Below are 23634 nucleotides of genomic sequence, written 5' to 3'. Positions count from 1 at the left end.
AATGAAGAATTTTGAAAACAAAGTGGTGGTTATAACGGGTGCCGGTTCGGGTATAGGACGTGCTTTAGCGCTTGCGTTTCAAAAGGCAGGCGCAAAACTGGCACTTAACGACAATAATGAAATTGCTTTGCTTGAAACGGTAGCGCTGGCCGGCGGACCGCAAAATATATATCACCAGGCATTTGATGTGGCTGAAAAATCGGCGTTTTACGAATTTGCAGACAAGGTAATTGCGCATTACGGACGCGTAGACCTGGTTATCAATAATGCGGGTGTGGCTATTTTCAAACTGACCGCATCAGAAGTTAGCATTGCCGATTATGAATGGATCATGGGGATCAATCTTTGGGGAATGATGTACGGCAGCCTGGCTTTTTTACCGCATTTACGGAAACAAAAGGAGTCGGCTATTGTAAATATTTCCAGCATTTTTGGTATTCTCGGATTTCCAAATCAGGCGGCCTATTGTACCACAAAATTTGCCATCAGGGGTTTTACAGAGTCATTAGCTATTGAGGAACGCGTTCTTAAAACAGGCGTCACCGTTACGTCTGTGCATCCCGGGGGCATCAAAACAAATATCGCCAGGCATGCACGTTATGCGGGCAACGATGAAAATGCCATTAAGCAAGTGGAGCGTTTATTTGTCACCACACCGGAAAAAGCGGCTAAAGCCATCATCGCAGGCATAAAACGTAAAAAAATGCGTTTAATAGTAGGCCCGGATGCCAAGATGCTTTACTTTTTAACAAGATTATCGCCAAAGTTTGTCGCCTGGTATTTAATACGCTTTGCTAACCAATGGAAATAGGTCAAATTTTTACACTGTGCACCTCCCTTACCTGCGGACCATGAATCCTAATGGTCAACATAAGAATTAGCCAACTTACGTAAAGGCTCCCGAATACGTTATCAATTATTAATTTTGCCACACCCAAAATAACAACCCGCTAAAAAATGTCTTCCCCTGCCCTAACAGATACCTGGACCCTTACCTGGAACTCACGTTACAAACGGCTTCAGTTGGTTACCGGCACCGCGATCATGCTTACCATCATTTATACCTTACCCTTCTTTTTTGGCTACCTGGAAAAAAGAAAAGGGGTAGTGCTAAATGATTGGCTGCTGGCGCGCATCCCGCCGCAAAATGTATCTGTATTTATTTTTGGGCTGATCTGGGGAATGGCGTTATTGATCATCTTCCGGACCATCAAAAATCCTTCCATTTATATTACCTTTTGCTGGACGTATATATTCATTTATTTGGTGAGGTTCGTCACCCTCAGCCTGGCCGCGCTCAACCCGCCCCAGGGCATGATCCTGTTGGCTGACCCTGTCAACAGTGCTTTTTACCATAACGCCGTTATTACCAAAGACCTGTTTTTTTCGGGGCACACCGCTACAATGGTGACGATTTTTTTATGCCTTGAAAAAAGAACTGATAAAATAATAGCGCTGATAGCCGCTATTGCCGTTGCCTGTTTATTGCTTTTACAACATGTGCATTATACCATTGATGTTTTGGCAGCGCCGGTTGTTGTGTATGCATGTTACCGGTTAACCCGGTATCTTTTTTTTAATAGACGGGGTCAAGCAAATTCTTTGGCTTTATCGGGCGAGAAGGTAAAAGTATAGCATCAGGGCAAAGTCGTCCGTAGTTTGGAAACTACGAACATCGGACTAACGAATTTAATGCCCTTCGCTTTCTGCCTCTTTAACGGCTACGCCCAGCGTTGCAGTGGCCACACTTAAAATGGTGGCTATTATTTGGGTGGCGGCCGCCTGCTGCGTGATATACATTTGCTGCTGGGCGGTTACTGCGTTCTGGTACGACTGGCCCACGGCCTGTAAAACGGCAGAATCAAGCATTGCCTCGGCAGGTGTAATCTCCGTTGGAGGACTACCAGGCTGACCTGCCGCGTGCTGAACGTCGGACAGCGCCTGCTGTGCGGTCTCTGCAAGTTTTTGCTTTCCCCCGGCTACATCAACGTTTGCAACAGCTATCGCTGCTTTGCAAAGTGCTATCAGTTCACCAAAGGCATGTACGGTCATTTCAATGGCGCCATTGACCTGGCCGCTGAAAACCGCATTTTCCATTTCGAGCGTTTGGGTAAATGCCCGGCTCGTTTCAATAATTTGTTCGGGAAGGGTGTTGGTTGAATCTGGCATAATTAAAGTATTTAGGTTTTTTAATGGGGATGAACGAAGATAAAGAGTTATGTTCAGATTATCAATTCAACCGGTAACTTTGAACATCGGTTTTGAAGAACGGAGAGGTGGTGTTGGGGCGAAGTCTCAAGGCATAGTCGTCCGTAGTTGCGAAACTGCCGACAGCGGATAAATTATTTCCCTTTCATTTTGTACGTATTATTTCCGTATCTTTGTCTTAAGAAAATAGCGGATCATGGAAAAGCAATTAACACTTTCAGAAAAAGCCAGGTTTGATGCCAAAATACCAAAAGTACAGAAAGAGCTTTTTGAGTATGCGGCCAGTTTGGGCGGATTTAGAACACTGACCGATTTTATCATTAACGCGGTGCAAGAAAAAGCCAATACCATTATCCGTGAACATAACACCATTTTAGCCTCTGAAAAAGACCAGGAGATATTTTTTAATGCGCTAATGAATCCGCAAGGCCCGAACCAAAAACTGCGGGATGCTGCGGCACGTTATAAATTATTCATACAAGAGAATAAATGAGTGTTAAATTAGACCTGCTGAATCCGACATTAAATAAAAAGGATTTCAGCTGCGGCAAAGACCTGCTGGATAAATACCTGCATACACAGGCAAGCCAGGATGTTAAACGCAAGCTATGCGTAGTTTTCGCCCTATTTGAGAACACTGCCATAAAAGGTTATTATACGCTTTCAAGCGCATCTGTCCCCGCTGAACTGATGCCCGAAGCCATTAAAAAGAAGATGCCGGGATCTTATACCGCACTTCCCGTTACACTACTCGGAAGATTAGCAGTCGATATAAAATATAAAGGACAAGGATTGGGTGGCCTGCTTTTGTTAGATGCACTAAAAAGAAGTTTTACCGTCGCGGGTGAAAGTTTAGGATCCATTGGCGTTGTTGTTGACCCTTTAGACGAAGAGGCAACAGCATTTTATCAAAAATTTGGATTTATCCTGCTGCCCGACAGCGGAAAGATGTTCCTGCCGATGGCTGATATTGCGCAGTTGGGTTTATAGCCAGATCAATATATCCCTTTTGCCAATCCGCGGGTTATCCGGTCAAAAAACAACCAGGCCAGCCTGTCCGTTAGCGGTCAGTTTGATAGTTGAGACGAAGTCTCAAGGCATTTCGTCCGTAGTTTGAAAATCGGAACATCGGAGGGCATCGGAGTTTGCCACCTGCTCATTGCCTTTTGTCTGAACCAGGATTCGTAGGATGAACGGATTTAAGGATTACAAAGGTGAGGCATCCCCCCCCGCCCGCTCATTGCGAGGCACGAAGCAATCTCTACATATGCAAATCAATTCAGGGTGCATTCATTACCTGTTTGGCGGCTACCTGTCAACGGGGCATGAATAGCCCATCACTTTTGGCCCACGCGGATACTGCCAGAGGAGGGAAACCGGAATGGGTTATTCGGCTTGGTGCATTGATCGGAAAAGATCATCAATTTGTTCATTTTCACTAAGCGACCTCGTAAAAGTAGACGGCCATGAGCTCCCTCGGTCATCCTTGTCATAACCGCCAAAATGATGGTAATCTGGCATTCGGCGACGAGGACTCGTGTGGTAATAATAATCGTCATACGCCGCCAGTCGCTCTTGCTCCTCGATGTTTTCTATCGCTTTTTCCAAAGCATATCGCACTTCGTCTACTCCCGCGCCATAGTCGCGTTCCAATTCGTTCAGTATTTCAATATTTTGCTTAAGGTCATCTTTACTTTCCAAGCCGTCGTCGCTCAGACCGGCAATAATACCAGAGAAGATCTCCTGGTACTCATCGCAATGTTCCTCCTTAAAATCCTCGAACTTTTCTGGAAAATTGCCTTCAAAATCACTCAATATCGAAAAATCATTCTGGTCCGATAAACAAGGCGTAATATTGAGCAAGATTCGAACCACATCCAGTTCTTCATCATCCGAGAAATGGCACATTAACAATTGGTCGTATGCATGCACACCCCGACTTCCTATATCCTCTGAATAAACCAAAGGGTGGAACATCGTTCTTAAAAACTGCTCGAAAGGAGAACCTTCCGCGTAGGAAATTTTAGTATCCATGGCCGAAAGTTTAAGGCAAACCAAGTCGTCCTTAGACGGTGATCGATAAGGATAGTCTTCCGGAGAATAAATTAAAGTATCAACAGAACCTATCAGCCTGTTGCGCAATAAATTCATTAAACGATCTGAGAACACAAAGCGCTGTTCTTCTTTTGCCTTCGGATACTTGTCACTAAAAATATCCAAGGCGGGTTTTATATACAAGAATCCGCGAATCAGTTCCTCTTGTATTGTCTCGTCTTGGTTACAATAGTTGATCAGGAAATCCTGAATGGACGGATTATGGAACTTGATGGTGGTGTCACCACTCCTTTGACGGCTCAGGTGAATAAAAGAGCCTTCCAATTCTTTCAACGCCGTTTTAAAAATCGAATTTTGTTGTAAATTAGACATTTTCTCCGGTTCATTTTTAAGCGCTTTATATTGTTTAAATAAACTGCTTAATCCGACCTCTGACCCAGATATCAGCAGAGCATACAATACCACTTGAGCCTGCACCGTAATCTGTTGCGTAAACGCGTGTTCCCAAACCTTAAAAGGCGATTTGAACATATCCAACAACGCATTTGGAAAATCTGCCACCTTATAATCTTTCCAGATCGCTTCATTACAAATGTACTCGATAATCCTGGGACTATAATTTTGGTGCTTCACTAGCGCGGGTAAATATTTCTTATCTATGAGGGCTTGGATGTAGGGGTAAGGAATGCCGTTAAAGAATAAATGGTTATAAAAGATCCTAGCTTTGACCAGTGTTGTATACTTTGATAAATCTAAGATACATTTAACCAGGGTCGCATTATCCAGTTCTTCGAACTTCAGTCGCGCTTGGTTTAGGATATATTCTCGAGTCGTAAAGATCAGTAGCTTGTTTTTGCTACTCCGCAACTTATTAATAAAGCGAATAAGCTGCTTTTCCTCATTAATGTCAAGGTTACTTGCTAAAAAGTTTTTACCCAAAAAATCATCAAAAAGAAAGACCTGCGAACGCCCCTCCTCATACATCTTAAATCCTTCCTTGATACTCCCAGACAAGTAAACGAATTCCTCGAAGCCATTCGCCAGCGCATCATAAACCAAGACCTCCGCCAAGGTCGTTTTGCCAATGCCAGGAATACCGCTAACGATAACATACCGATTGTCCTCCAGTATCTTCCGAGCCTCGCTAAAACTATCATTTTGCACATAAACTCTGAGTTTGTTCCTAATGTCATCCAGGACAAACTTTGACTGGTTAACAATTTGGCGGTTCAGGATCGTTTGCAAAATATTGGTGCTCGACAACCAAAGTTTAAAATGATTGCGCTCTACACCCTGATGCTGCTGCAGGAGGTTGTTTAGTTCATCTTTACCCAAAACATCATCAGTCGATAGAATATAAGGCGAAAAAAGGTCCAATAACTTCTTTTTACGGTCAGGCAAAAGACCAACCGAAGTAACCAAAATATACCGCACTGGCGCCATTTTTTTTACTGACTTCGCTTCCTTTTTTAAGACTTGGTAAAGGCTATCATAATCCTGGTATCGCTTACACTGAACTATAAACTGCTCACCTTTAGCATACCGCAGATCGATCCCGCCGTCAGTACCCGCTCCGAAAGATTCCAAAAACACACCCATATGGGCCTGCAGGATATCCCGGGTCAAAACTTCAAATTCATAAGGAGATAGGTTCAGGAAGTCATAATTGGTCATAAGGTTATTGATAAATAACAAAAATAACGAATAATATTCGAACATTAATCCCCAAACCTGTTGGGGTCAACGCTGGCCGGAACGTACCAGCCTTCTTCTCGAGAATCCCCGCAAAGGCCCAAAACGCAAAGCTTCATGCCCCGCTGAAAGGTTCGCCGCCAGGAAATTATCAAAAATTATGATAACGTATGCTAAAAGCCACGCCGTTTGCGCGCCATTGATTTAAAATATTTTCTAATTCGATATACCTGTTATATCCCCTGACCACGAAGCGATTTTGATAAGTTTCATTATTACTATCGGTTAGAGATATCCTGTTGCCTAACATATTGCCTACGGTTTTTATGCTGGCCATGGATACTTTCAGGTTTATCGCCTTTGCTTCATTTAACTTAATTTTAACACCATTAATTACCAAGTGATCGTCCGCCAGCACTAGTTCACCATCTTTATAATAGGTCCTGACGATGCCCGTACCCATTAGCAGTACAAAGCCCAGGGAGGTAAAACTGGCAATAATGATCAGTGCATCAAAAAGGGGTTCCCAAGGCGTTTCATACTGCACATTATATATACCGCACAGGCCAAGAACAATGGCGCTTACAATGGTTATCGCTAAGCCTGCATAAAATAATCTTGTTCGTTTAGTAAACACATCGAAGGTTGCGCTCATGATTTATATTTAACAAAGACACAAGATGCCAATGCCTGATAAAAGTAGTAAATTTAAATGATTTGATAAATCCATACCTTCTCCTCCCGGGCACAGTAGAAAAGTTTGCTCTGTTATCTTAGTCCCCTTCCTTCCCATCCCCCTCCTTCAACTTCGCCAGCACCCTTTGCACGGTTGATGAGCCAATGCGCAGGTGGTCGGCGATCTGGCGGATGGAGAGGCCCTGGCGGGCGAATTCGGGGATGCGTTGTTTTCCGTACAGCCTGAAAACAAAACAGGCCGGAAATAACTCCAGCCTGTCTTTTATGTTTTGCAATTGGCCTTTTATTTTTTCTTATCTCCTGGTAATCCAAATTTATTAACCATTTGCTTTGCTTTTTCCACTTTCTTTAGCACATAGGGGTCATTAGCATGGCTCTTAATATTACGATCAATTATAGCGCTGCCATATTGGGTTTCATTAACTTCTTTTTTAACTACCGGCATAATTATTCCTTTTTATCAAATATACGGCCTTATTTCCTCTTTACATCGAAAGTTTCGTTGGCGTTCCGACGTTTCGAAACGCCCTAAATCTTTACCAGGCAATTTATATTTTTAAATTGCTAAATTTGATTTAAAGTTTTGAATTATGACAACCGAGGTAATAAGAGAACGATTGTATGATTATATCAGGGTAGCGGATGATAAAAAAATCGAGGCTATTTATACTTTGCTCGAGGATCAGATAATTCCGGGACACCATTGGTCGGAAGATGAAGAATTCGTAGCTGAACTTGACGAACGCGTGAGAAGATATGAAGCCGGTATCGACCCTGCCTTTTCCATTGAAGAAGCAAAATCGTTGCTAAATGAAATGAAAAAAGAGTACCAAAAAAGCCTCAAAAAATGAATTATACGGTTGAATAGCCTCTGTGATCTTTGCGTTCTTGTCTCCGCGACCTCCGTGGTTAAATTTTACCGCAGAGTGCTCAAAGAAGGCACAGAGAGGCACGGAGTTTTTATATCGCCACATATAATTTTGTATAATCATGCTATGTTCAACGTATGATTAAAGCGTCAAATTTGTTCCCAGCCCAACATTCCAACCTTAAAACCTTCCAACATTACAACAACCGAGACGCAAAACATTGCGCCCCGACAAAATTTCAATCACCTTCCTTCCCATCCCCCTCCTTCAACTTCGCCAGCACCCTTTGCACGGTTGATGTGCCGATGCGCAGGTGGTCGGCTACCTGGCGGATGGACAGGCCCTGGCGGGCGAGTTCGGGGATGCGTTGTTTTACATCGGGGCTGATGGCGGCGCCGGCTTTTTGCAGGTGGAACATCTCGTGGTCAAACCCTTCGAATTGCATGCCCAGGAAGCTTTGTGTTTTTGCCATGCTGAACAGGCATACATGGGCGGCATCGTATTGCGCGGCGGCGTTGCGCTGCTTGATCTGTTTAAGGTAACGCAGCTGCGGCTGCGAATGGCTCTGGCCCAGGGCGAAGGCGCTGTCGGCAAAGTTGATAAGCATTTTGCTGCCCTGCAGGTCGTTAACAGTGATGGGCTTGCAGGCGTTGCGCTTGGGGGTATGGGCCAGCACCAGCATGCTGAGCCTGTATTTTGTTTTGATGGCTTTGAGGGTTTTGATGAGCTGCAGCGCACTGCCGCCATGCACCAGCGGGTTGCCCATATAGGTAATGTTATCGATAATCAACACCTGCGCTTTGGTGCAGGCCAGGATGTATTCGATACGCTCCTTTACATAATCTTCGTATTTGTTGTACAGCAGGGGGTCGTCGCCGCCGGGGTTAAATTCGGCGCGGATAAAATTGCCGCCAAAGTGGTGCGGGCCCCAGCGGCTGTCGCTGTAACGTGCTTTAAACTGGGCGGCGCTGAGCTCAAAATCAAGGTATAAAACCTTCAGCGCTTCGTTAAGCTCGTTGCCAAAGGGTTCCATGGCGGTTTGTTTGGCAAGGTGGTTGCCAATTTGCACGGCCAGTACCGATTTGCCCAGGTTGGTATCGGCAAAAAGGATGCAGAGCTCATGCTCGTACCACAGCGTGCCCAGCAGCTGGCGGGCGGCGGGTTTGCTTTCTTCCTTTAGCCAAACGTCGGCGGGTTTAAAATAAAACAGTTCGCGGGAGGGGTCGTTGCGCAACTGGCTGAGCAGGGCATTTTTTTCGCGCTCTCGTGGTGTGGTGTCGCGCATGGCGTTGCGCATGATCTCGATGATGGGCGGGCGGGTTGACATGGGGAATTAGTTTTAGATGATGTAAGGGTATAAGGGTAATTAAGTGAGGCAGCATGTGCTCCAAAATTATTTTTTGCCCTCTTTTTTGCCTGCAAAAGAGAGGGCGGATCAAGCGCAGCGATGATCGGGTGAGTTAACCCCGGCGGCCATTACCGCCAATGCAGGGCGGCGAGTCTACTCACCCCGACTGCTCCGCCTTTAGGCGGATGGCCGACCCTCTCTATCACCAAGCGATAAAGAGGGTGAATTAAAACGCGGGTTTTTCTAAAAAATAAATCGGACGAACAATTATACAGAATATTCTTTATAAATACAAATAAATTACAGATTTTATTTGTGTACCAGGTGTACCAGGTTTATTCACTTGTCCCGGGTGGTTCAGGTGCTTCCAGGTTTTTGGCAGTGGCCGGGGGCAGTTTTGAGTTTTATGGAAGATCAGCGCTAGTGATAGCAGCGCATACCGGCCAATGTCATTAAGTTAAGGGATTTTAATATCGAACACCCAATGCCGAACCAGCCAGCCGGCTGGCTGGTAATGAAGTAAAAAACTTCGAAATCCGGCATTCAAAACCTGCCTGCCGGCCATAGCCGTTAACCTAAGAATTTTTTTTTTGATAATGTTGTAAGGCGGGGCTTCGCCGCCGGGCAAAACCACTTAGATTTTCCCATATTTGTATAGATTTTATTTTATAAAAAAGGCGGTTGTTTTCCAGACATTTTACCGCCTTTTTCTTATATAAAGATAAGGTTTTTTTTGAAGCAAACACCCTTTTCTTAGGGGAAAAGCGCCATTTATTTTCAAAAAAAGCACATTTATTGCAAATTGTGCTTCCAAATTACAAACCGGTATCACCGCTGCCTTTGACGCGGGTAAACTTTCTGCATTGGCACGGCAAAGTGGTTTTTTGCAGCGTAAGTCCAAGCTTAAACCAGAGGAATTTGTTGATACACTGATGTTCAGCGGGTTTAATCACAACCAACTCAGTTTACAGGAATGCTGCAATGATCTGGCACAACAGCATGGGAAATCTTTGAGCAAAGTTGCCTTGCATAAGCGGTTCAATTCAAGAAGCCAAGATTTCCTGAAGTCGGTTTTGGCAGCGCAGATAGCTTCAAAATTAAACCTTGACCAGGCAAACTGTTGGCAGTCGTTTGGCCGGGTATTAATCGCTGATTCGAGCAAGTTCTCCCTGCCCGAACAATATATGGAGGATTATCCGGGCTTTGGAGGTTGTCGTGGTGGATCAGCCCTGATGAATATACAGTATGCTTTTGACCTTAAGCACGGCGACTGGGAGAACCTGGAGTTCACAAAAGCTACCCAAAATGACCAGAGCCATTCAAAAAAGACATTACAGCATATCTGCAAGGGCGACCTGCTGATCCGGGATCAAGGCTATATTACGCAGCAGTATCTGTCGAAGGTGGTCCAGGAACATGCTTTTTTTCTCAACAGAATGCCTCCCAAATGGAAGCCGGTAGAGATCAATACTAATAAGGTAATTGATTGGGCAGCGCTCTATCTGCAAATGGAACGTGGTAAGGATAGTCATTTTGAAACTATGGTTACCATTGGAGCTGGTAAGGATGCCTTTTGCTGTCGGCTGATCGCTATTGTCATACCTGAACAGATATGGACTGAACGGATACGCAAGGCACAGAAACAAGCTAAAAGCTACGGTTTTGCCCTTTCCGATGACTACAAGGAACGCTGTCGGTTCAGTGTATTCATTACCAACGTGGGCGCAGAAAAACTCAAGGCTATAGATGTTGTCCAATTATACCGCCTGCGATGGCAGATCGAACTGGTGTTCAAAACATGGAAGTCGCTCCTGGGCATCCATCAGGTTAAGGCCGTTAAAAAGGAAAGGCTCGAATGTCAATTGATTGCCAGATTCATTTGGATATTAATCAACTGGAAGATATTTCAGTGCATCGACAGTTTTATCAAAAGCAATTCCCCAGGCTATGCATGTTCCATCTGGAAGTTCTTTAAACAAGCCAGGCAATACAGCTATGCTCTACGAAAAGTACTGGCAGGCAATATGAATTTAAGCGACTGGTGTGAATTGTTCGTTTACCCCATTATAAAAAACCTGCTTGTCGAACACAAAAAAGGAAAAAAACCTGCTTATGCTATCGTTCATGACATCTTTAATCCTTAGGTTAACGGCTATGGCCTGCCGGCAGGCAGGTTCGTTATTCGATATTAATTTCTTTCTCTTTTTCCTTAACTTAATGACATTGGGATACCTGCCCGTGAATAAGGCCTCGCGCAGTATGAGCGGATAGCACGGGCCGCCGTTCTATCACGGCGGCAACGCCCAAATGCAGTTGGCAGCAGGCCTGCAGCAGGCGGGTACAAGCGGACAGCAGGCTTCCTGAATTATTCCCGATGGGTGACAAAAACATCAGTTTACAAAATGCTTAACCATCCGGACCAATAAATAGATGAGGGCACTCCCGGACAGCAAAATTCCCCCCAAAAATAAGATATTGTTTAATAAAGGATCGTCCGGTTGGGTGTAACCCAGCCCGGTTAGATAAAATCCTAACGGAATACCTAATATAGCCAATATTATAGAAACATATTTCATGTATTTAAAAAGCGTAAGATGTGTAATAATACTAAAAATAACGAAAAGCCAATTACCATTGCCGTAAACCCTGTTTAACCAATTATCCCACCTATTTCAACCTTAAAATATTCCAACATTTAAACAACATGGGAGACGCAAAGTATAGCCTCTCTGCAAAATCCAAATAAATCAAATATTCCAAACTTAAAACATTCCAACTTTACAACATTCCAACAAAAAAACCACTCACTTCATCAACCCGATCCAACTCAATCAACTAATCCTAAAAACCATTTGACAATTAAACAAAAACCGCTATCTTTGCAGTCCCGAAAAAGCGGGGTATAATAAACGTTTAATAAATTTAATTTAAAGCAAGTGAATACGTTAAGTTACAAAACTGTCTCAGCCAATAAGAAGACCGTTAACAAGCAATGGGTTGTTGTTGACGCACAGGGCGAGATTTTGGGGCGCTTGTCTACGAAGATCGCCATGATCATCCGTGGAAAAACCAAGCCTGACTTTACCCCAAACGTAGACTGCGGCGATAACGTGATCGTTATCAATGCAGACAAGGTAAAACTGACCGGAAACAAATTCAGCGACAAGCAGTATGTTTCGTACACCGGCTATCCGGGTGGTCAGCGTTTCATTTCTCCTAAGGAGTTAATGGCAAAACATCCAACACGCGTAATTGAAAAAGCCGTTCGTGGTATGTTACCTAAAAATCGTTTGGGCAAAGCATTATTTGGCAACCTGCATGTTTACGCGGGCGCCGAGCATCCTCATGCAGCACAAAACCCAACAACCATTTAACTTTTAATTTAAGGAGAAAAGAAAAAATGCCAACAACTAACACTTCGGGCAGAAGAAAAACAGCAGTTGCACGCATCTACCTGACAGAGGGAGCCGGTGCAATTACCGTAAACGGTAAAGATTACAAGGAGTATTTTCCAACATTGCCATTACAATACATCGTTATGCAAAGCACTGAAGTTTCTGGTTCAACCGGAAAATTCGATGTTAAGGTTAACGTTGCAGGTGGTGGCGTAAAAGGACAGGCAGAAGCCGTTCGTTTAGCCATCGCGAAAGCTATCGTTGAACTCGACCCTGAAAAGAAACCAGCCCTGCGCGCTAAAGGTATCATGACACGTGACGACCGTATGGTTGAACGTAAAAAACCAGGTCGCAAGAAAGCACGTAAGAGATTCCAATTCAGTAAACGTTAATCAAAGGAGGACAACAAAATGGCAAGAACAACATATCAGGATTTACTGGATGCAGGTGTACACTTTGGTCACCTTACCCGCAAATGGGACCCAAAAATGTCGCAGTACATTTTTATGGAGCGCAACGGTATCCACATTATCGATTTAAATAAAACCTTAACCAAGGTTGAAGAAGCTGCTGCAGCTATAAAACAAATTGTAAAATCAGGACGTAAAGTATTATTCGTAGCGACAAAGAAACAAGCGAAAGACATCGTTGCTGATTATGCGAAAACAGTAAACATGCCTTTCATCACCGAAAGGTGGTTAGGTGGTATGTTAACCAACTTTGCTACTGTACGCAAGTCGATCAAAAAGATGTCAAACATCGATAAATTGACTAAAGACGGTACTTATGCAAACCTTTCGAAAAAAGAAAGGCTGATGATACAGCGCGAGCGTATTAAACTGGAAACTTTATTAGGCGGGATCTCTGACCTGAACCGTTTACCTGCAGCTTTATTTTTGATCGACGTTAAAAAGGAACACATCGCTGTTTCGGAAGCATTAAAATTGAATATCCCTACCTTTGCGATGGTGGATACCAACTCTGATCCTTCGAACATCGATTTCCCTATCCCTGCAAATGACGATGCAACCAAATCAATTTCATTGATCACCGGTATCATCATCCAGGCAATAGTTGAAGGTTTGGAAGAACGCAAACGCGAAAAAGAAGACGAAGCTGAAAAAGAAGCGGCAGTTGCGAAAGCAAAAGCTGATGCTCCTGAAGCAGCTGCACCTGCAGATCGTTCTGCACAGGGTGAAGGCGGCAAACGTGCACGCAAATCGGCTGTTGAAGCTGAAGCGGCAGTAGCTGATGAAACACCTGCAGCTGAAAAAACTGAGGAATAATTATTTGTGAGTGGTGAGTTGTGAATGGTGAGTTTTTTATAATCCTCACTACTCACTATTCACCACTCACCACTTAACTAATAAACATACAAAAATGTCTACAGTAACAATATCTGCAGCCGACGTAAACAAACTGCGCCAGCAAACTGGTGCGGGTATGATGGATTGCAAAAAAGCTTTAACTGAAACCAATGGTGATTTTGAAGCGGCCATTGATTTTTTAAGAAAAAAAGGTGCTAAAGTGGCTGCAAGCCGCCAGGACCGTGAATCAAACGAAGGTGTGGTTATTGCACGTACTTCGGCTGATGGCAAACGTGGTGTAATTATCGAATTGAACTGCGAAACTGATTTCGTGGCTAAAAACGCTGAATTTATTGCTTTTGCTAACGCGATCGCTACCGTTGCCGTTGAAAACAACCCTGCTTCCCTGGAAGCACTGAATGATCTTGCTGTTGATGGTCAGAAAATCGGCGAAGCCGTTATCGACAAAACAGGTAAAATCGGCGAAAAGATCGGCGTATCTAAATATGAAGTAATCGAAGCTGAGAAAGTGATCGCTTATATCCATGGCAATTACCGTTTAGGTGTATTGGTAGGTTTAAGCGCAGATGTAGCCGGAGCCGATGACGCAGGTAAAGACGTGGCAATGCAAATTGCAGCGATGAGCCCTGTTGCTATTGATAAAGATGGCGTTGACGCTACTACTATTGAACGCGAATTGGAAATTGCTAAAGAACAGATCCGTTTGGAAGGCAAGCCAGAAGCAATGGTTGAAAAAATCGCTGCAGGTAAACTGAACAAATTCTACAAAGATTCAACTTTATTGAACCAGGAGTTTGTAAAGGACCCATCCAAAAGCGTGGCCCAGTTTTTAAACGGGGTTGACAAGGGATTAACAGTAACCGCGTTTAAGCGGGTTGCTTTAGGAGCTTAAATATTTTAATCCCCCCGATTTATCGGGGGGATTTTTTTTGCAGCCCCACCCAACCCTCCCCGGTAGGGAGGGCTTTAAAGAGAATAGTTTTATATTTAATATACTTCGCAAAAAGTCTCTCCGCCAATAGGCGGAGGAGATTTAGAGGGGCTTGACTTATATGATAACTGCACTCCACAACCTTCAACTCATTACTGATGGCAACATCAGCCATGGCAAAGCTGTACTGATCAGCAATGGCCAGGTCATTGACATCGTTCCGGAACACTCCATTCCTGAACAGGCCCACAAAACCGATTTGCATAACGCTTTTCTTGCTCCTGGCTTAATTGACCTCCAGATTTACGGCAGCGGCGGCAAATTGTTTGCCGGCGAACCGGAAGTTGATGCACTGGAACGCATGGAATCGGACCTGTTAAGCGAAGGGACCACCGGCTTTTTTGCAACTATTGGCACCAACACCAATGACATTGTAGAAAGAGGCATTGAATCGGCGAAAATTTACCGTGAAACCTGCAAGGGAAACTTTTGGGGATTACACCTGGAAGGCCCATATCTTAACCCTATAAAAAAGGGTGCCCACCCTGCCCAACTGATTAAAAAAGGCACGCTTGCCGAAGTGCAGCGCTGGATAGAAAGTGCGGACGGGGTAATTAAAATGATGACCATTGCGCCTGAACTGCAGGACCAGGAAGTCATAAATTACCTGCACGATCATGGGGTTATCCTGTCATCCGGCCACAGCAATGCCAGCTACGCCGAGGGCAAGTCGTTTTTAAATAAACCCATCCCGGCTGTTACCCATTTATTTAATGCCATGCCCCAAATGCACCACCGGGACCCTGGCTACATCCCTGCAATTTTTGAGGAGCGGCCATACACCAGCATTGTAAACGATGGGATCCATGTTGATTTTGCCATGGTGCGCCTGGCCAAACGCGAACTGGGCGATAAGCTGTTTTTGATAACCGACAGGGTTACTGCCGCTTCAAAAGGGACCTACCAGCACCAGTTTACCGGCGACCGCTTTGTAATGCCTGACGGCACCCTATCCGGCTCCTGCCTTACGATGTTAAAAGCTGTACAAAACTGCGTGGAACACGTTGGCATTTCCCTTGCCGAAGCTATTAATATGGCTTCGTTATACCCGGCGCAATTAGCTAAAATGGATAAGAAAGGAATGATAGCACCCGGCTGCGATGCGGATATGATCGTTTTTAATGATAACTTCGAAGTACAAAGCACTATTTTCAAAGGAATATTGATCCCGGGTAATTAGTGTAATCCGAAAAAATTCGTGCAACTTGCCGGCAGGCAGGTTTGTGTATTACTTAACAAATCTGACATAAAATTTTAACACTGAACATATTTCTCTATTTTTGACAAAACGACCTCATGACATATAAAAGGATCCTTTTAAAACTTAGCGGAGAGTCGCTGATGGGCGACAAGCAATACGGAATTGATAACAAACAGGTTTTACAGTATGCACATGACATTAAGGATGTGCATGATAAGGGCATAGAAATGGCCATTGTGGTTGGTGGCGGAAATATCTTCCGCGGCCTGAGCGCCGAGAAATCGGGTATGGACCGCGCCCAGGCCGATTATATGGGCATGCTGGCTACCGTAATCAACTGTATGGCGCTGCAAAACGCATTGGAAAGTATTGGGGTTGAAACTCGCCTGCAATCGGCCATTAAAATGGAGCAGATCTGCGAGCCCTACATCCGCCGCCGCGCCATGCACCATTTGGAAGAACGCAAAATTGTGATCTTTGGCGCCGGCACCGGTAACCCTTACTTTACCACAGACACTGCCGCTTCCCTGCGCGCTATTGAAATAAAAGCCGACGTAGTACTAAAAGGCACCCGCGTTGACGGCATCTACACCGCCGATCCTGAAAAAGACCCTTCGGCCACCCGTTACGAAAACATCACCTACCAGGAAGTTTACGACAAAGGCCTTAATGTAATGGACATGACCGCCATTACCCTTTGCCAGGAAAACAAGCTGCCCATCATTGTTTTTGATATGAACAAACCAGGCAATTTTATGAAAATTGCTTTGGGCGAACCGATTGGTACTTTGGTGAAAGAATAATTTTTCAATCCAATTCTATTTGTATAAAGCATTCGATGCTCAGGAGCAAAATATCGGTAGAAAAATAAAAAAGAAACGTATAGCGTGCCGTTAGGTACGCAACCTGCCGTGTTCCATATCAAGGGGCACGGCTTTTTTATTTTTGTTATTAGTTACCGATATTTTACACATTCACGGTCATTGGTGCGTTATACGTGGATAGTGTACATCAGCAAGATCCTTAAGGCTAAACCCGCCCTACCGCATTTGCCTTTTCCTTGCATTATTTCAGGCGATGCTGCGTTTTCTCTCTAAATCTTCTACCTTTATTTCACCAACCTCGCATTATGGACGCAATCACCATCATTTTACTTTTAGTAATCCTTGTTCTGCTCATCACCAACAGATCGGGCATCAACGATAAATTCAGGGACCTGGAGTACAGGATCGCTGAGCTGCAAAATTTACTCAGGCAGTTCCAGCAAACCAAATCCGCAGAAAGCCCTAAACCTGAGCCAAGGCCGATGCCGGCTTTACCAACTATTGAAGAAAAAGTCCCCGGCCCGGCAATTCCGCAGGAATTCAAACTGCCGGAGCCGCCAAAACCCGTTGAGGTTAAACCCGAGCCTGTTATTGAAAAACACACCGAGGTTATTTATGATGTGATGGCCAACCTGCACCGGCCTGTAAAAACGCTCGATCCGCAGCCAAATTTCCGTACTCCGCAACCCGAACCGGAACCATCATTTTTTGAACGCTATCCCGATCTTGAAAAATTCATTGGCGAAAACCTGGTGAATAAAATCGGTATCGCCATTTTGGTACTGGCCATCGGTTTTTTTGTAAAATATGCCATTGATAACAATTGGGTAGGCCCGGTCGGACGCGTGGGTATCGGCATTTTTTGCGGCGCTATTTTAGTTGGATTTGCCCACCGCATGCGCAATAGCTATAAAGCCTTTAGCTCGGTATTAACGGGCGGCGGTTTGGCTGTTTTTTATTTTACCATTACCCTCGCTTTTCAGGAGTTCCACCTGTTTAGCCAGTTAGTGGCCCTATGCATCCTGATAGTCATCACCATTTTCGCGGTGCTGCTTGCGTTGTTGTATGACAAGCAGGAACTGGCCGTTATAGCCCTTATCGGCGGTTTCGCCAGCCCATTTTTGGTGAGTAACGGCACTAACAATTACAACGGGCTTTTTATTTACCTGCTTATTTTAAATGCCGGGTTGCTCGTCATTGCTTATTTTAAGGCCTGGCGTATCCTCAATATTTCATCATTTGGTTTATCAGTTATTGTTTTTGCAACCGTATTGTATACCCTAACCGGCGCCAATTATTACATCGGCTTGAGATACGCTACTATCTTTTATTTGCTGTTCTTCATCATCAATATCATCAACAACATCCGCGAAAACAAAAGCTTCCTGGCGGTTGATTTCAGCATTTTGCTCATCAATACCGCGCTGTACTTTGCAGCAGGCCTGTATTTGTTAACCGAAATGGGACTACCTCAATACCGGGGCTTGTTCAGCGCGGCGCTGGCATTAATTAACCTGGTGCTGTCGTATATCCTGTTCCGTAAAAAAACTGTCGACCCGAATATTCTTTACCTGCTCATCGGCATCACCCTTACCTTTATTTCACTAACTGCACCCATCCAACTGCATGGCAATAACATTACCCTGTTCTGGGCATCTGAAACGGTGCTGCTTTACTGGCTTTACCTTAAATCATCCATCAGGTTAATGAAACTGACCTCTATCGTCATCTTCATCGCGATGATCTTTAGCCTGCTGATGGATATTTCCAATGTTTATGTAAATTCAGGCACCCACCTTGCCATCATTGCCAATAAAGGATTTATTACCATTATGGTTGCAGCGGTAAGCTCGTACCTGCTTTATATTTTGGTAAAAAGAGACAAGGAGCAGGCACTTAATGGTTTCTCCATCAATAAAAACATGTTTCGTATTGTTGCCATTACCCTGTTGTTTTTAGGCGGATTGCTGGAGGTTAACCACCAGTTTTCCAGCTACTACCCAAATACCAGCATCAATATTTTGTACCTGGCGCTGTATGTCCCGGTTTTTGTTTACCTGTTCCGTCTTATCTCAGCGAGGTTAAACGGCGCTGATTATAACTGGGAACTATCCTTAACCTTGTTGGCCTGTACCGCTACTTTTTACCTGTTTTTGGCGCCGGTATTTTTTACCCAATTGGCAGAAATGCTGGAGTTGAAAAAGATCAGCGTGTCGCACTTTGCCGTTCACTGGGTGAGTGATATTTTTATAGCGATGATATTTTACAGCATCATCCGTCTTTGCCGGGATAAGTTTAGCAATACCACAAAAGATGCCTGCGCCTGGCTGTTATCCGCAGGAATTGTGGCTTTTTTTAGTTTAGAAATTTGCCTGCTGGGCGAATTGCTGTTTTTTTCAAAACAAAACAGTGTAGATACTATCCAAACCGTCTATATTAAAACTACGCTACCCGTATTATGGGGCGTGATCTCATTTATCCTGATGTGGCTGGGGATGCGCAACAAACAACGGAATCTGCGCATTATTTCATTAACCCTGTTTACCATTACGTTGTTAAAACTGTTTATATTCGATATTAACAACATCCCGGTTGCCGGCAAGATAGCAGCATTCTTTTGCCTGGGCGTGTTATTGCTCATCATATCTTTTATGTACCAAAAAGTTAAAAAAATTATTGTGGACGATGAGGCGAAGTCAAAAGAATAAAGCGGGACTATTTTTAGCGGGAATGTTTTGCGCACTGTTTTCTGCGTCGGCACAAAACACTTTTAAATACGCGGCTACTATTCCTAAAACAGATTCAGCCGGGTTTTATAAAATAAGCCTGCAGCCGGCGCTTGTTGCAAAAAGCAATGCCGACCTGTCGGATATCCGCCTGGTCAACCAAAAGGGGTATTTTGTACCCTATATAATGGCTGATAACCTCCCGCAGCCTGCTAACGAAAAGTTTATGGTATTCCCGGGGGTAGGGGTTGCTTCAAAAACTGATACAGGCACTTCCTATGTTATTGAAAACAGGGAAAGCCTGCCCGTAAATATGCTCTGGGTAAAACTCAGGAACACCGCGGTAAAACGCAACGTAAATATATCGGGCAGTGACGACCTGCAACGTTGGTTCGCTATTGAGGAAGACGTTCCATTACAGCAAGCTGGCTTAAACAGCCGAGGCGCCTATTTGCAATCGCTCTCGTTCCCTGCAAGCAATTACCGCTATTTAAAACTATTGGTAAATGATAAAAACAAAGCGCCGTTAAAATTCCTGGAAGCGGGTATTTATACTGAGCAATCGGTTTCAAAGTCGTATTTTGAGGTACCGGACGCCCGCGTTAGTCAGAAGGACAGCAATAAGGTAACTTATATCGATATCAGGCTAAATGATAATTACCTGGTTAACAAGATAGAACTAACTATAACCGCGCCCAAATATTACAGGCGGGACGTTGCCATTTACCAGATGGACAAACAAGACCGCATACCGGTGAGCAACGCGGAACTATTCCCGGGCAAAAGCAACAGCCTGCTGTTTGCCGCCAAGGGGAACGAACTTGAATTGCAGATTGATAATGGCGATAACTTACCGCTCAGCATAAAAAACATCAGGGTTTTCCAGGCGGATCAGTTTATAGTAAGCTACCTCGATGCTGGGCAATCTTATAAAATTTTAACGGGCGATAAAAAAGCCCCCGCACCTGATTACGACCTGAAGTTTTTTATCGACAGCATTCATCAGCGCATACCGGAAATCAGCCATACGGCTGTTATCAAAAACACGACCTATCAAATACATACGACGATAATTAAGAAAGATAACGGTATGATCATCTGGATCGCGATCATCGCGGCCCTGTTGCTGCTAATCCTGCTAACGTGGAAAATGGTGACCGAGGTTAACAACAAAACCGGGAAGGCGTAATAAGGTGCAATTCAAATTGTCGCAAAGGCACCAAATGTTCCTACGGAACATGCCCCTTGTTGTATGTTTTTTCTACCCACGAGATGTCCCGCAGGGACATTTTATTCGTTCGTCCCATAGGGACGTCTGGTTGGTAGCTTAAAATAAAGGCAATTTATGTTCCATCGGAACACATGGTGGTTATGCGACAATTTGAAGTGCACTCGGCGTAATATTCCTGCTATTTTTATTTAGATTTACAGCCTAACCGGTTGCGTATTTCGCAGTATGAAAAATATTTACTTGTATATGTTTGTGGGCATTCTTGCCATCATAATGGTGGTTGTCAGTTTGATGAATTTCGACCCAAAAGTAGAAACCTGGAGCAGTATTATAGCCGGCGGCGCAGTTGCCTTACTGATCCTGAAATCACCTGCTATATTTGCCTATATCAAACAAAAAAGGGCTAAATAAATTAATTGATGTTTTCCAATTACCGATACCCGCTTGTATTGTTTATAGCCAGTTTTGCTTTTATGATGGCAGCCATGCTGTTAAAAATAATGAACTGGCCGGGCAGCAGCTTATTATTCGGGAGTATGCTGATGGTGCAGGCATTTTCAATCATTTGGCTGATGGTTGTGCTGCTAAAAAAGCGATAAAAGTAAACTTTACGCCCCACTGCCACCGCACCTACCCATTCTCCAGCGCTTTCTTTACGCTTTCCTTTTTATTTCGTGAAACCGGGATCTCGTCACCGTTTAAGAGCAGCAAAAAATCACCGTATTCTTTCTTCCAGCTTTTAATGGATTTTTTATTCACCAGGTGCGACTGGTGGCAGCGGATAAAATTATAATCTTTTAAAATCTCCTCATATTCATAAATCGGCTTGCAAACCAATAATGACTCGCCCCCCTGCAAAAAGAACGTGCTGTAATTATTGGATGATTCACAACGCACAATGTCGTTGGTTTTAATAAACCGGGTTTCTTTAAGGGTAGTTAAGGTAATGCGCTGTTCCCCCCTGTTTTGCTGGCTCTTTAACAGGCTGATCAGGTTTTCAAGCTGCTGGTTCTGTACTTTTAATTTGCATTTTTTGATGGCCCTGTCAACTGCGGCTTGCAGCTCATTGATATTGATCGGCTTTAACAGGTAATCTACCGCAGCAAAACGCAGGGCCTGGATGGCGTACTGGTCATGCGCGGTTACAAAGATCACCTCGAAATCGTAATTATTCAGTTCCTTTAACAGGTCGAACCCGTTTTTATGCGGCATCTGGATATCCAGGAAAACAATATCCGGCTGATGCTTCCCGATGATGATTCTACCTTCCTCCGCATTTAAAGCAGTTGCGCAAATATTTATCCGGGGACAATACGTGCGCAGCAATTCCTGCAGGTTATCCAGGTTATTCTTTTCGTCATCAATCAAAACCGCACTAACGCTCATAAAAACCAATTTTTAAAAGTAAGTTCGGCAAGCGTTCCGGATGGCGTATTTGCCTTCATTTCAAAGCCGATAGCTTGCCCGTTGGCGAGGTCGTTCATCAGTTTTATCCTGTCACGGGTTAGTTTCAATCCAAAACCGCTTTCATTTTCCGCAGCCATAAAGCCTCCGCCATTGTCAGTTACCGATACCATCATATCATTTTGTTTCCTTATAAAATTCACGCTGATCCGGCCATTTTCCTGCAGGGCCGAAACGCCGTGTTTTACGGCATTTTCAACCAGCGGCTGCAATAATAAGGAAGGGATTTCAGTTTCGTACACATTTATATCATCAGCTACCGATATATTATATTTAAACCCAAAGCGCAACTGCTCCAGCTTTAAATAGGTTTCCAAAGCAGCTACCTCCTGTTTCAATGCAACCTGTTCCTTATTGCTGTTATTTAATGATTCGCGCAGCAAGCCAGCAAAATCAGACAGATAACTGTTTGCACCTTTTATATCCTGCTTATTGATCAGGCCCTGTATTGAACTTAATGCGTTGAAAATGAAATGTGGGTTCAGCTGTGCGTATATGGCCTTTAGTTCAAGCTGCAATTTTGTTTTTTTGGACAACTCTTTTTCAGCTTTTCTCCTATGTCTGCTGTTCAAGATTAAAACAACGAAAAAACCGCCAAAAAAAGCAAGCAAAAGTATAAAGACGAAATGAAACCAGCCGGATTGATACCAGGGCGTTTTAATCAGGAATGGGTATTCAGTTACATGCTCCCTTTGCGCGGTATACCGCATTTTCAATGAATATTCACCGGGTTGAAGGTTGGTAAGCCATACAAAGCCATTGTCAAAATCATTTGCTTTCCAGGGGATAAAGATTACCCCGTTTTTTATCAACTCATATTCCAGTTGTTCTTTTTTGTAAATATTAGCCGTCAAATAGAATATGAGATTGTTATCTCTTGGCTCGGTAATAAATTTTTGAGGTAATCCAGTTGTATTGTCTATTTGCTTAACCGGATATTGACTTTTGTACTTACTACCTGACCAGGGATGGGAAAGTCTGTTTAAAAAGATATTTAATTCGTTTGCTGAATAAATATCTGATAAAACAGGCCGGATGGGCACCCAGGCAACAACCGCAGTTGAAAGAATATTTGCCGAACCTTTTTTTCTCACATCAACAATGATCCTATTCCCTAATGATGCAGAATAACCACCCAGCCAGGCCATTTTTTTGATACCTGAAACAACACCCACGTCTTTTGAGGGGAATTTTATAATGGTACTCCATGGTACAATTGTTTTGCTTTTACCATCAAGCACCCTATATTCATAGTCTGCTGCGTTTGTTTTATCAACCCCATGCAGGAAAAACTGGGCTTTGGCGGCATCAAAGGTATTGATGGCAACAAAGTCTTTCGGCCGGTTTTGCTGAAATGAAGTATCAGCAACTAAATCTCCTTTTAAAAATTCATTAGGATGCTGATCCCAAAATGCATTATTTATTTCGGGAATAGTGACGATTATCCCAACGTTTGAGGGCTTATCCAGCAACCCGGTTGAATAGCTTTGGGAATAGGTTGACCAGTTGATTTGTGCTTGGGCAACTTTTGAAACGATAATGATTGATATTAAAAGCAGCAGGATCTTTTTCATGTCGGTTTGTTTTCTTCCCCAAATATCAATCG

24 protein-coding genes are annotated in these 23634 nt (G+C 43.8%); 16 read left to right on the top strand and 8 right to left on the bottom strand.

What is annotated here, in order from left to right:
- Position 1 precedes the first annotated feature (1 nt).
- Both MgSA37_RS03180 and MgSA37_RS03175 read left to right on the top strand, forming a co-directional pair.
- Complete coding sequence (locus MgSA37_RS03180; protein WP_096349814.1) at positions 2–811, top strand: SDR family NAD(P)-dependent oxidoreductase; 810 nt, start codon at positions 2–4, stop codon at positions 809–811.
- Positions 812–957: 146 nt separating this feature from the next.
- Positions 958–1635: a phosphatase PAP2-related protein gene (locus MgSA37_RS03175; RefSeq protein ID WP_096349813.1), complete on the top strand. Its 678-nt coding sequence runs from the start codon at positions 958–960 to the stop codon at positions 1633–1635.
- Positions 1636–1689: 54 nt separating this feature from the next.
- Here MgSA37_RS03175 and MgSA37_RS28715 read toward each other — a convergent pair whose 3' ends face one another.
- Positions 1690–2169, bottom strand: coding sequence for a RebB family R body protein (locus MgSA37_RS28715; RefSeq protein WP_197706078.1), 480 nt, complete (start codon positions 2167–2169; stop codon positions 1690–1692).
- A 235-nt stretch (positions 2170–2404) separates the two neighbouring features.
- On the opposite strand from MgSA37_RS28715, the gene MgSA37_RS03165 reads away from it, so the two are divergent.
- Positions 2405–2701: a type II toxin-antitoxin system TacA family antitoxin gene (locus tag MgSA37_RS03165; protein WP_096349812.1), complete on the top strand. Its 297-nt coding sequence runs from the start codon at positions 2405–2407 to the stop codon at positions 2699–2701.
- On the top strand, positions 2698–3198 hold the full coding sequence (locus MgSA37_RS03160) for a GNAT family N-acetyltransferase (RefSeq protein ID WP_096349811.1): 501 nt from the start codon (positions 2698–2700) through the stop codon (positions 3196–3198). Before MgSA37_RS03165 ends, MgSA37_RS03160 begins: the two co-directional genes overlap by 4 nt.
- Positions 3199–3594: 396 nt before the next feature.
- On the opposite strand, the gene MgSA37_RS03155 is transcribed toward MgSA37_RS03160, so the two are convergent.
- The 4 genes from MgSA37_RS03155 to MgSA37_RS28535 all read right to left on the bottom strand — a co-directional run bounded on the left by MgSA37_RS03155 (position 3595) and on the right by MgSA37_RS28535 (position 7096).
- The gene (locus MgSA37_RS03155; protein WP_157750402.1) at positions 3595–5937 is read right to left on the bottom strand and encodes an nSTAND3 domain-containing NTPase; all 2343 of its coding nucleotides are present in this window, start codon (positions 5935–5937) and stop codon (positions 3595–3597) included.
- 169 nt (positions 5938–6106) lie between these two features.
- Positions 6107–6610, bottom strand: coding sequence for a hypothetical protein (locus MgSA37_RS03150; RefSeq protein ID WP_096349809.1), 504 nt, complete (start codon positions 6608–6610; stop codon positions 6107–6109).
- Between the two features lie 118 nt (positions 6611–6728).
- Positions 6729–6926, bottom strand: a complete 198-nt coding sequence (locus MgSA37_RS03145; protein ID WP_157750401.1) for a helix-turn-helix domain-containing protein — start codon at positions 6924–6926, stop codon at positions 6729–6731.
- Between the two features lie 8 nt (positions 6927–6934).
- A complete protein-coding gene (locus tag MgSA37_RS28535) occupies positions 6935–7096 on the bottom strand; it encodes a hypothetical protein (RefSeq protein WP_172885287.1) in 162 nt (53 codons plus the stop codon).
- A 145-nt stretch (positions 7097–7241) separates the two neighbouring features.
- Between MgSA37_RS28535 and MgSA37_RS03140 the strand changes: the two genes are divergently transcribed.
- On the top strand, positions 7242–7502 hold the full coding sequence (locus MgSA37_RS03140) for a hypothetical protein (protein WP_096349807.1): 261 nt from the start codon (positions 7242–7244) through the stop codon (positions 7500–7502).
- Between the two features lie 256 nt (positions 7503–7758).
- On the opposite strand, the gene MgSA37_RS03135 is transcribed toward MgSA37_RS03140, so the two are convergent.
- Positions 7759–8847 carry an AAA family ATPase gene (locus MgSA37_RS03135; protein ID WP_096349806.1) on the bottom strand — a complete coding sequence of 363 codons (1089 nt, stop codon included), beginning with the start codon at positions 8845–8847 and terminating at the stop codon, positions 7759–7761.
- 794 nt (positions 8848–9641) lie between these two features.
- On the opposite strand from MgSA37_RS03135, the gene MgSA37_RS03125 reads away from it, so the two are divergent.
- The 11 genes from MgSA37_RS03125 to MgSA37_RS03070 all read left to right on the top strand — a co-directional run bounded on the left by MgSA37_RS03125 (position 9642) and on the right by MgSA37_RS03070 (position 21163).
- On the top strand, positions 9642–11012 hold the full coding sequence (locus tag MgSA37_RS03125) for an IS4 family transposase (RefSeq protein WP_311732904.1): 1371 nt from the start codon (positions 9642–9644) through the stop codon (positions 11010–11012).
- Positions 11013–11804: 792 nt separating this feature from the next.
- A complete protein-coding gene (gene rplM / locus MgSA37_RS03115; protein ID WP_096349804.1) occupies positions 11805–12242 on the top strand; it encodes a 50S ribosomal protein L13 in 438 nt (145 codons plus the stop codon).
- 26 nt (positions 12243–12268) lie between these two features.
- The gene (gene rpsI / locus MgSA37_RS03110) at positions 12269–12655 is read left to right on the top strand and encodes a 30S ribosomal protein S9 (RefSeq protein WP_096349803.1); all 387 of its coding nucleotides are present in this window, start codon (positions 12269–12271) and stop codon (positions 12653–12655) included.
- Positions 12656–12673: 18 nt separating this feature from the next.
- Positions 12674–13549, top strand: coding sequence for a 30S ribosomal protein S2 (rpsB, locus tag MgSA37_RS03105; protein ID WP_096349802.1), 876 nt, complete (start codon positions 12674–12676; stop codon positions 13547–13549).
- 94 nt (positions 13550–13643) lie between these two features.
- Entirely contained in the window at positions 13644–14483 is an 840-nt protein-coding gene (tsf, locus tag MgSA37_RS03100) for a translation elongation factor Ts (RefSeq protein WP_096349801.1), read from the top strand.
- A gap of 160 nt (positions 14484–14643) precedes the next feature.
- Positions 14644–15762, top strand: a complete 1119-nt coding sequence (gene nagA / locus MgSA37_RS03095; protein WP_096349800.1) for an N-acetylglucosamine-6-phosphate deacetylase — start codon at positions 14644–14646, stop codon at positions 15760–15762.
- A 116-nt stretch (positions 15763–15878) separates the two neighbouring features.
- Positions 15879–16586 (top strand): UMP kinase, encoded by a 708-nt coding sequence (pyrH, locus tag MgSA37_RS03090; protein WP_096349799.1) that lies wholly within the window; start codon positions 15879–15881, stop codon positions 16584–16586.
- A gap of 326 nt (positions 16587–16912) precedes the next feature.
- Positions 16913–19315, top strand: coding sequence for a DUF2339 domain-containing protein (locus tag MgSA37_RS03085; protein WP_096349798.1), 2403 nt, complete (start codon positions 16913–16915; stop codon positions 19313–19315).
- Positions 19293–20522 (top strand): DUF3999 family protein, encoded by a 1230-nt coding sequence (locus MgSA37_RS03080; RefSeq protein WP_096349797.1) that lies wholly within the window; start codon positions 19293–19295, stop codon positions 20520–20522. The genes MgSA37_RS03085 and MgSA37_RS03080 overlap by 23 nt, the downstream gene beginning before the upstream one ends.
- Before the next feature lie 267 nt (positions 20523–20789).
- Complete coding sequence (locus MgSA37_RS03075) at positions 20790–20975, top strand: hypothetical protein (protein ID WP_096349796.1); 186 nt, start codon at positions 20790–20792, stop codon at positions 20973–20975.
- A gap of 8 nt (positions 20976–20983) precedes the next feature.
- A complete protein-coding gene (locus MgSA37_RS03070) occupies positions 20984–21163 on the top strand; it encodes a hypothetical protein (protein WP_096349795.1) in 180 nt (59 codons plus the stop codon).
- Positions 21164–21194: 31 nt separating this feature from the next.
- Here MgSA37_RS03070 and MgSA37_RS03065 read toward each other — a convergent pair whose 3' ends face one another.
- Together MgSA37_RS03065 and MgSA37_RS03060 are read right to left on the bottom strand one after the other, a co-directional pair.
- Positions 21195–21950 (bottom strand): LytR/AlgR family response regulator transcription factor, encoded by a 756-nt coding sequence (locus MgSA37_RS03065; protein ID WP_096349794.1) that lies wholly within the window; start codon positions 21948–21950, stop codon positions 21195–21197.
- On the bottom strand, positions 21947–23602 hold the full coding sequence (locus MgSA37_RS03060; RefSeq protein ID WP_096349793.1) for a sensor histidine kinase: 1656 nt from the start codon (positions 23600–23602) through the stop codon (positions 21947–21949). The genes MgSA37_RS03065 and MgSA37_RS03060 overlap by 4 nt, the downstream gene beginning before the upstream one ends.
- Between the last annotated feature and the right edge of the window lie 32 nt (positions 23603–23634).

This window comes from Mucilaginibacter gotjawali (assembly GCF_002355435.1).
GTDB lineage: Bacteria > Bacteroidota > Bacteroidia > Sphingobacteriales > Sphingobacteriaceae > Mucilaginibacter > Mucilaginibacter gotjawali.
The sequence above is the reverse complement of the archived record's forward strand: the minus strand, read 5'-3'. Positions and strand labels throughout refer to the sequence as shown.

What these genes read in the sequence shown, in the direction of transcription:
- MgSA37_RS03180 (WP_096349814.1), top strand. Translation starts at nt 2, where the DNA reads ATGAAGAATTTTGAAAACAAAGTGGTGGTTATAACGGGTGCCGGTTCG.
- MgSA37_RS03175 (WP_096349813.1), top strand. Translation starts at nt 958, where the DNA reads ATGTCTTCCCCTGCCCTAACAGATACCTGGACCCTTACCTGGAACTCA.
- MgSA37_RS28715 (WP_197706078.1), bottom strand. Translation starts at nt 2,169, where the DNA reads ATGCCAGATTCAACCAACACCCTTCCCGAACAAATTATTGAAACGAGC.
- MgSA37_RS03165 (WP_096349812.1), top strand. Translation starts at nt 2,405, where the DNA reads ATGGAAAAGCAATTAACACTTTCAGAAAAAGCCAGGTTTGATGCCAAA.
- MgSA37_RS03160 (WP_096349811.1), top strand. Translation starts at nt 2,698, where the DNA reads ATGAGTGTTAAATTAGACCTGCTGAATCCGACATTAAATAAAAAGGAT.
- MgSA37_RS03155 (WP_157750402.1), bottom strand. Translation starts at nt 5,937, where the DNA reads ATGACCAATTATGACTTCCTGAACCTATCTCCTTATGAATTTGAAGTT.
- MgSA37_RS03150 (WP_096349809.1), bottom strand. Translation starts at nt 6,610, where the DNA reads ATGAGCGCAACCTTCGATGTGTTTACTAAACGAACAAGATTATTTTAT.
- MgSA37_RS28535 (WP_172885287.1), bottom strand. Translation starts at nt 7,096, where the DNA reads ATGCCGGTAGTTAAAAAAGAAGTTAATGAAACCCAATATGGCAGCGCT.
- MgSA37_RS03140 (WP_096349807.1), top strand. Translation starts at nt 7,242, where the DNA reads ATGACAACCGAGGTAATAAGAGAACGATTGTATGATTATATCAGGGTA.
- MgSA37_RS03135 (WP_096349806.1), bottom strand. Translation starts at nt 8,847, where the DNA reads ATGTCAACCCGCCCGCCCATCATCGAGATCATGCGCAACGCCATGCGC.
- rpsI (WP_096349803.1), top strand. Translation starts at nt 12,269, where the DNA reads ATGCCAACAACTAACACTTCGGGCAGAAGAAAAACAGCAGTTGCACGC.
- rpsB (WP_096349802.1), top strand. Translation starts at nt 12,674, where the DNA reads ATGGCAAGAACAACATATCAGGATTTACTGGATGCAGGTGTACACTTT.
- tsf (WP_096349801.1), top strand. Translation starts at nt 13,644, where the DNA reads ATGTCTACAGTAACAATATCTGCAGCCGACGTAAACAAACTGCGCCAG.
- nagA (WP_096349800.1), top strand. Translation starts at nt 14,644, where the DNA reads ATGATAACTGCACTCCACAACCTTCAACTCATTACTGATGGCAACATC.
- pyrH (WP_096349799.1), top strand. Translation starts at nt 15,879, where the DNA reads ATGACATATAAAAGGATCCTTTTAAAACTTAGCGGAGAGTCGCTGATG.
- MgSA37_RS03085 (WP_096349798.1), top strand. Translation starts at nt 16,913, where the DNA reads ATGGACGCAATCACCATCATTTTACTTTTAGTAATCCTTGTTCTGCTC.
- MgSA37_RS03080 (WP_096349797.1), top strand. Translation starts at nt 19,293, where the DNA reads ATGAGGCGAAGTCAAAAGAATAAAGCGGGACTATTTTTAGCGGGAATG.
- MgSA37_RS03075 (WP_096349796.1), top strand. Translation starts at nt 20,790, where the DNA reads ATGAAAAATATTTACTTGTATATGTTTGTGGGCATTCTTGCCATCATA.
- MgSA37_RS03070 (WP_096349795.1), top strand. Translation starts at nt 20,984, where the DNA reads ATGTTTTCCAATTACCGATACCCGCTTGTATTGTTTATAGCCAGTTTT.
- MgSA37_RS03065 (WP_096349794.1), bottom strand. Translation starts at nt 21,950, where the DNA reads ATGAGCGTTAGTGCGGTTTTGATTGATGACGAAAAGAATAACCTGGAT.
- MgSA37_RS03060 (WP_096349793.1), bottom strand. Translation starts at nt 23,602, where the DNA reads ATGAAAAAGATCCTGCTGCTTTTAATATCAATCATTATCGTTTCAAAA.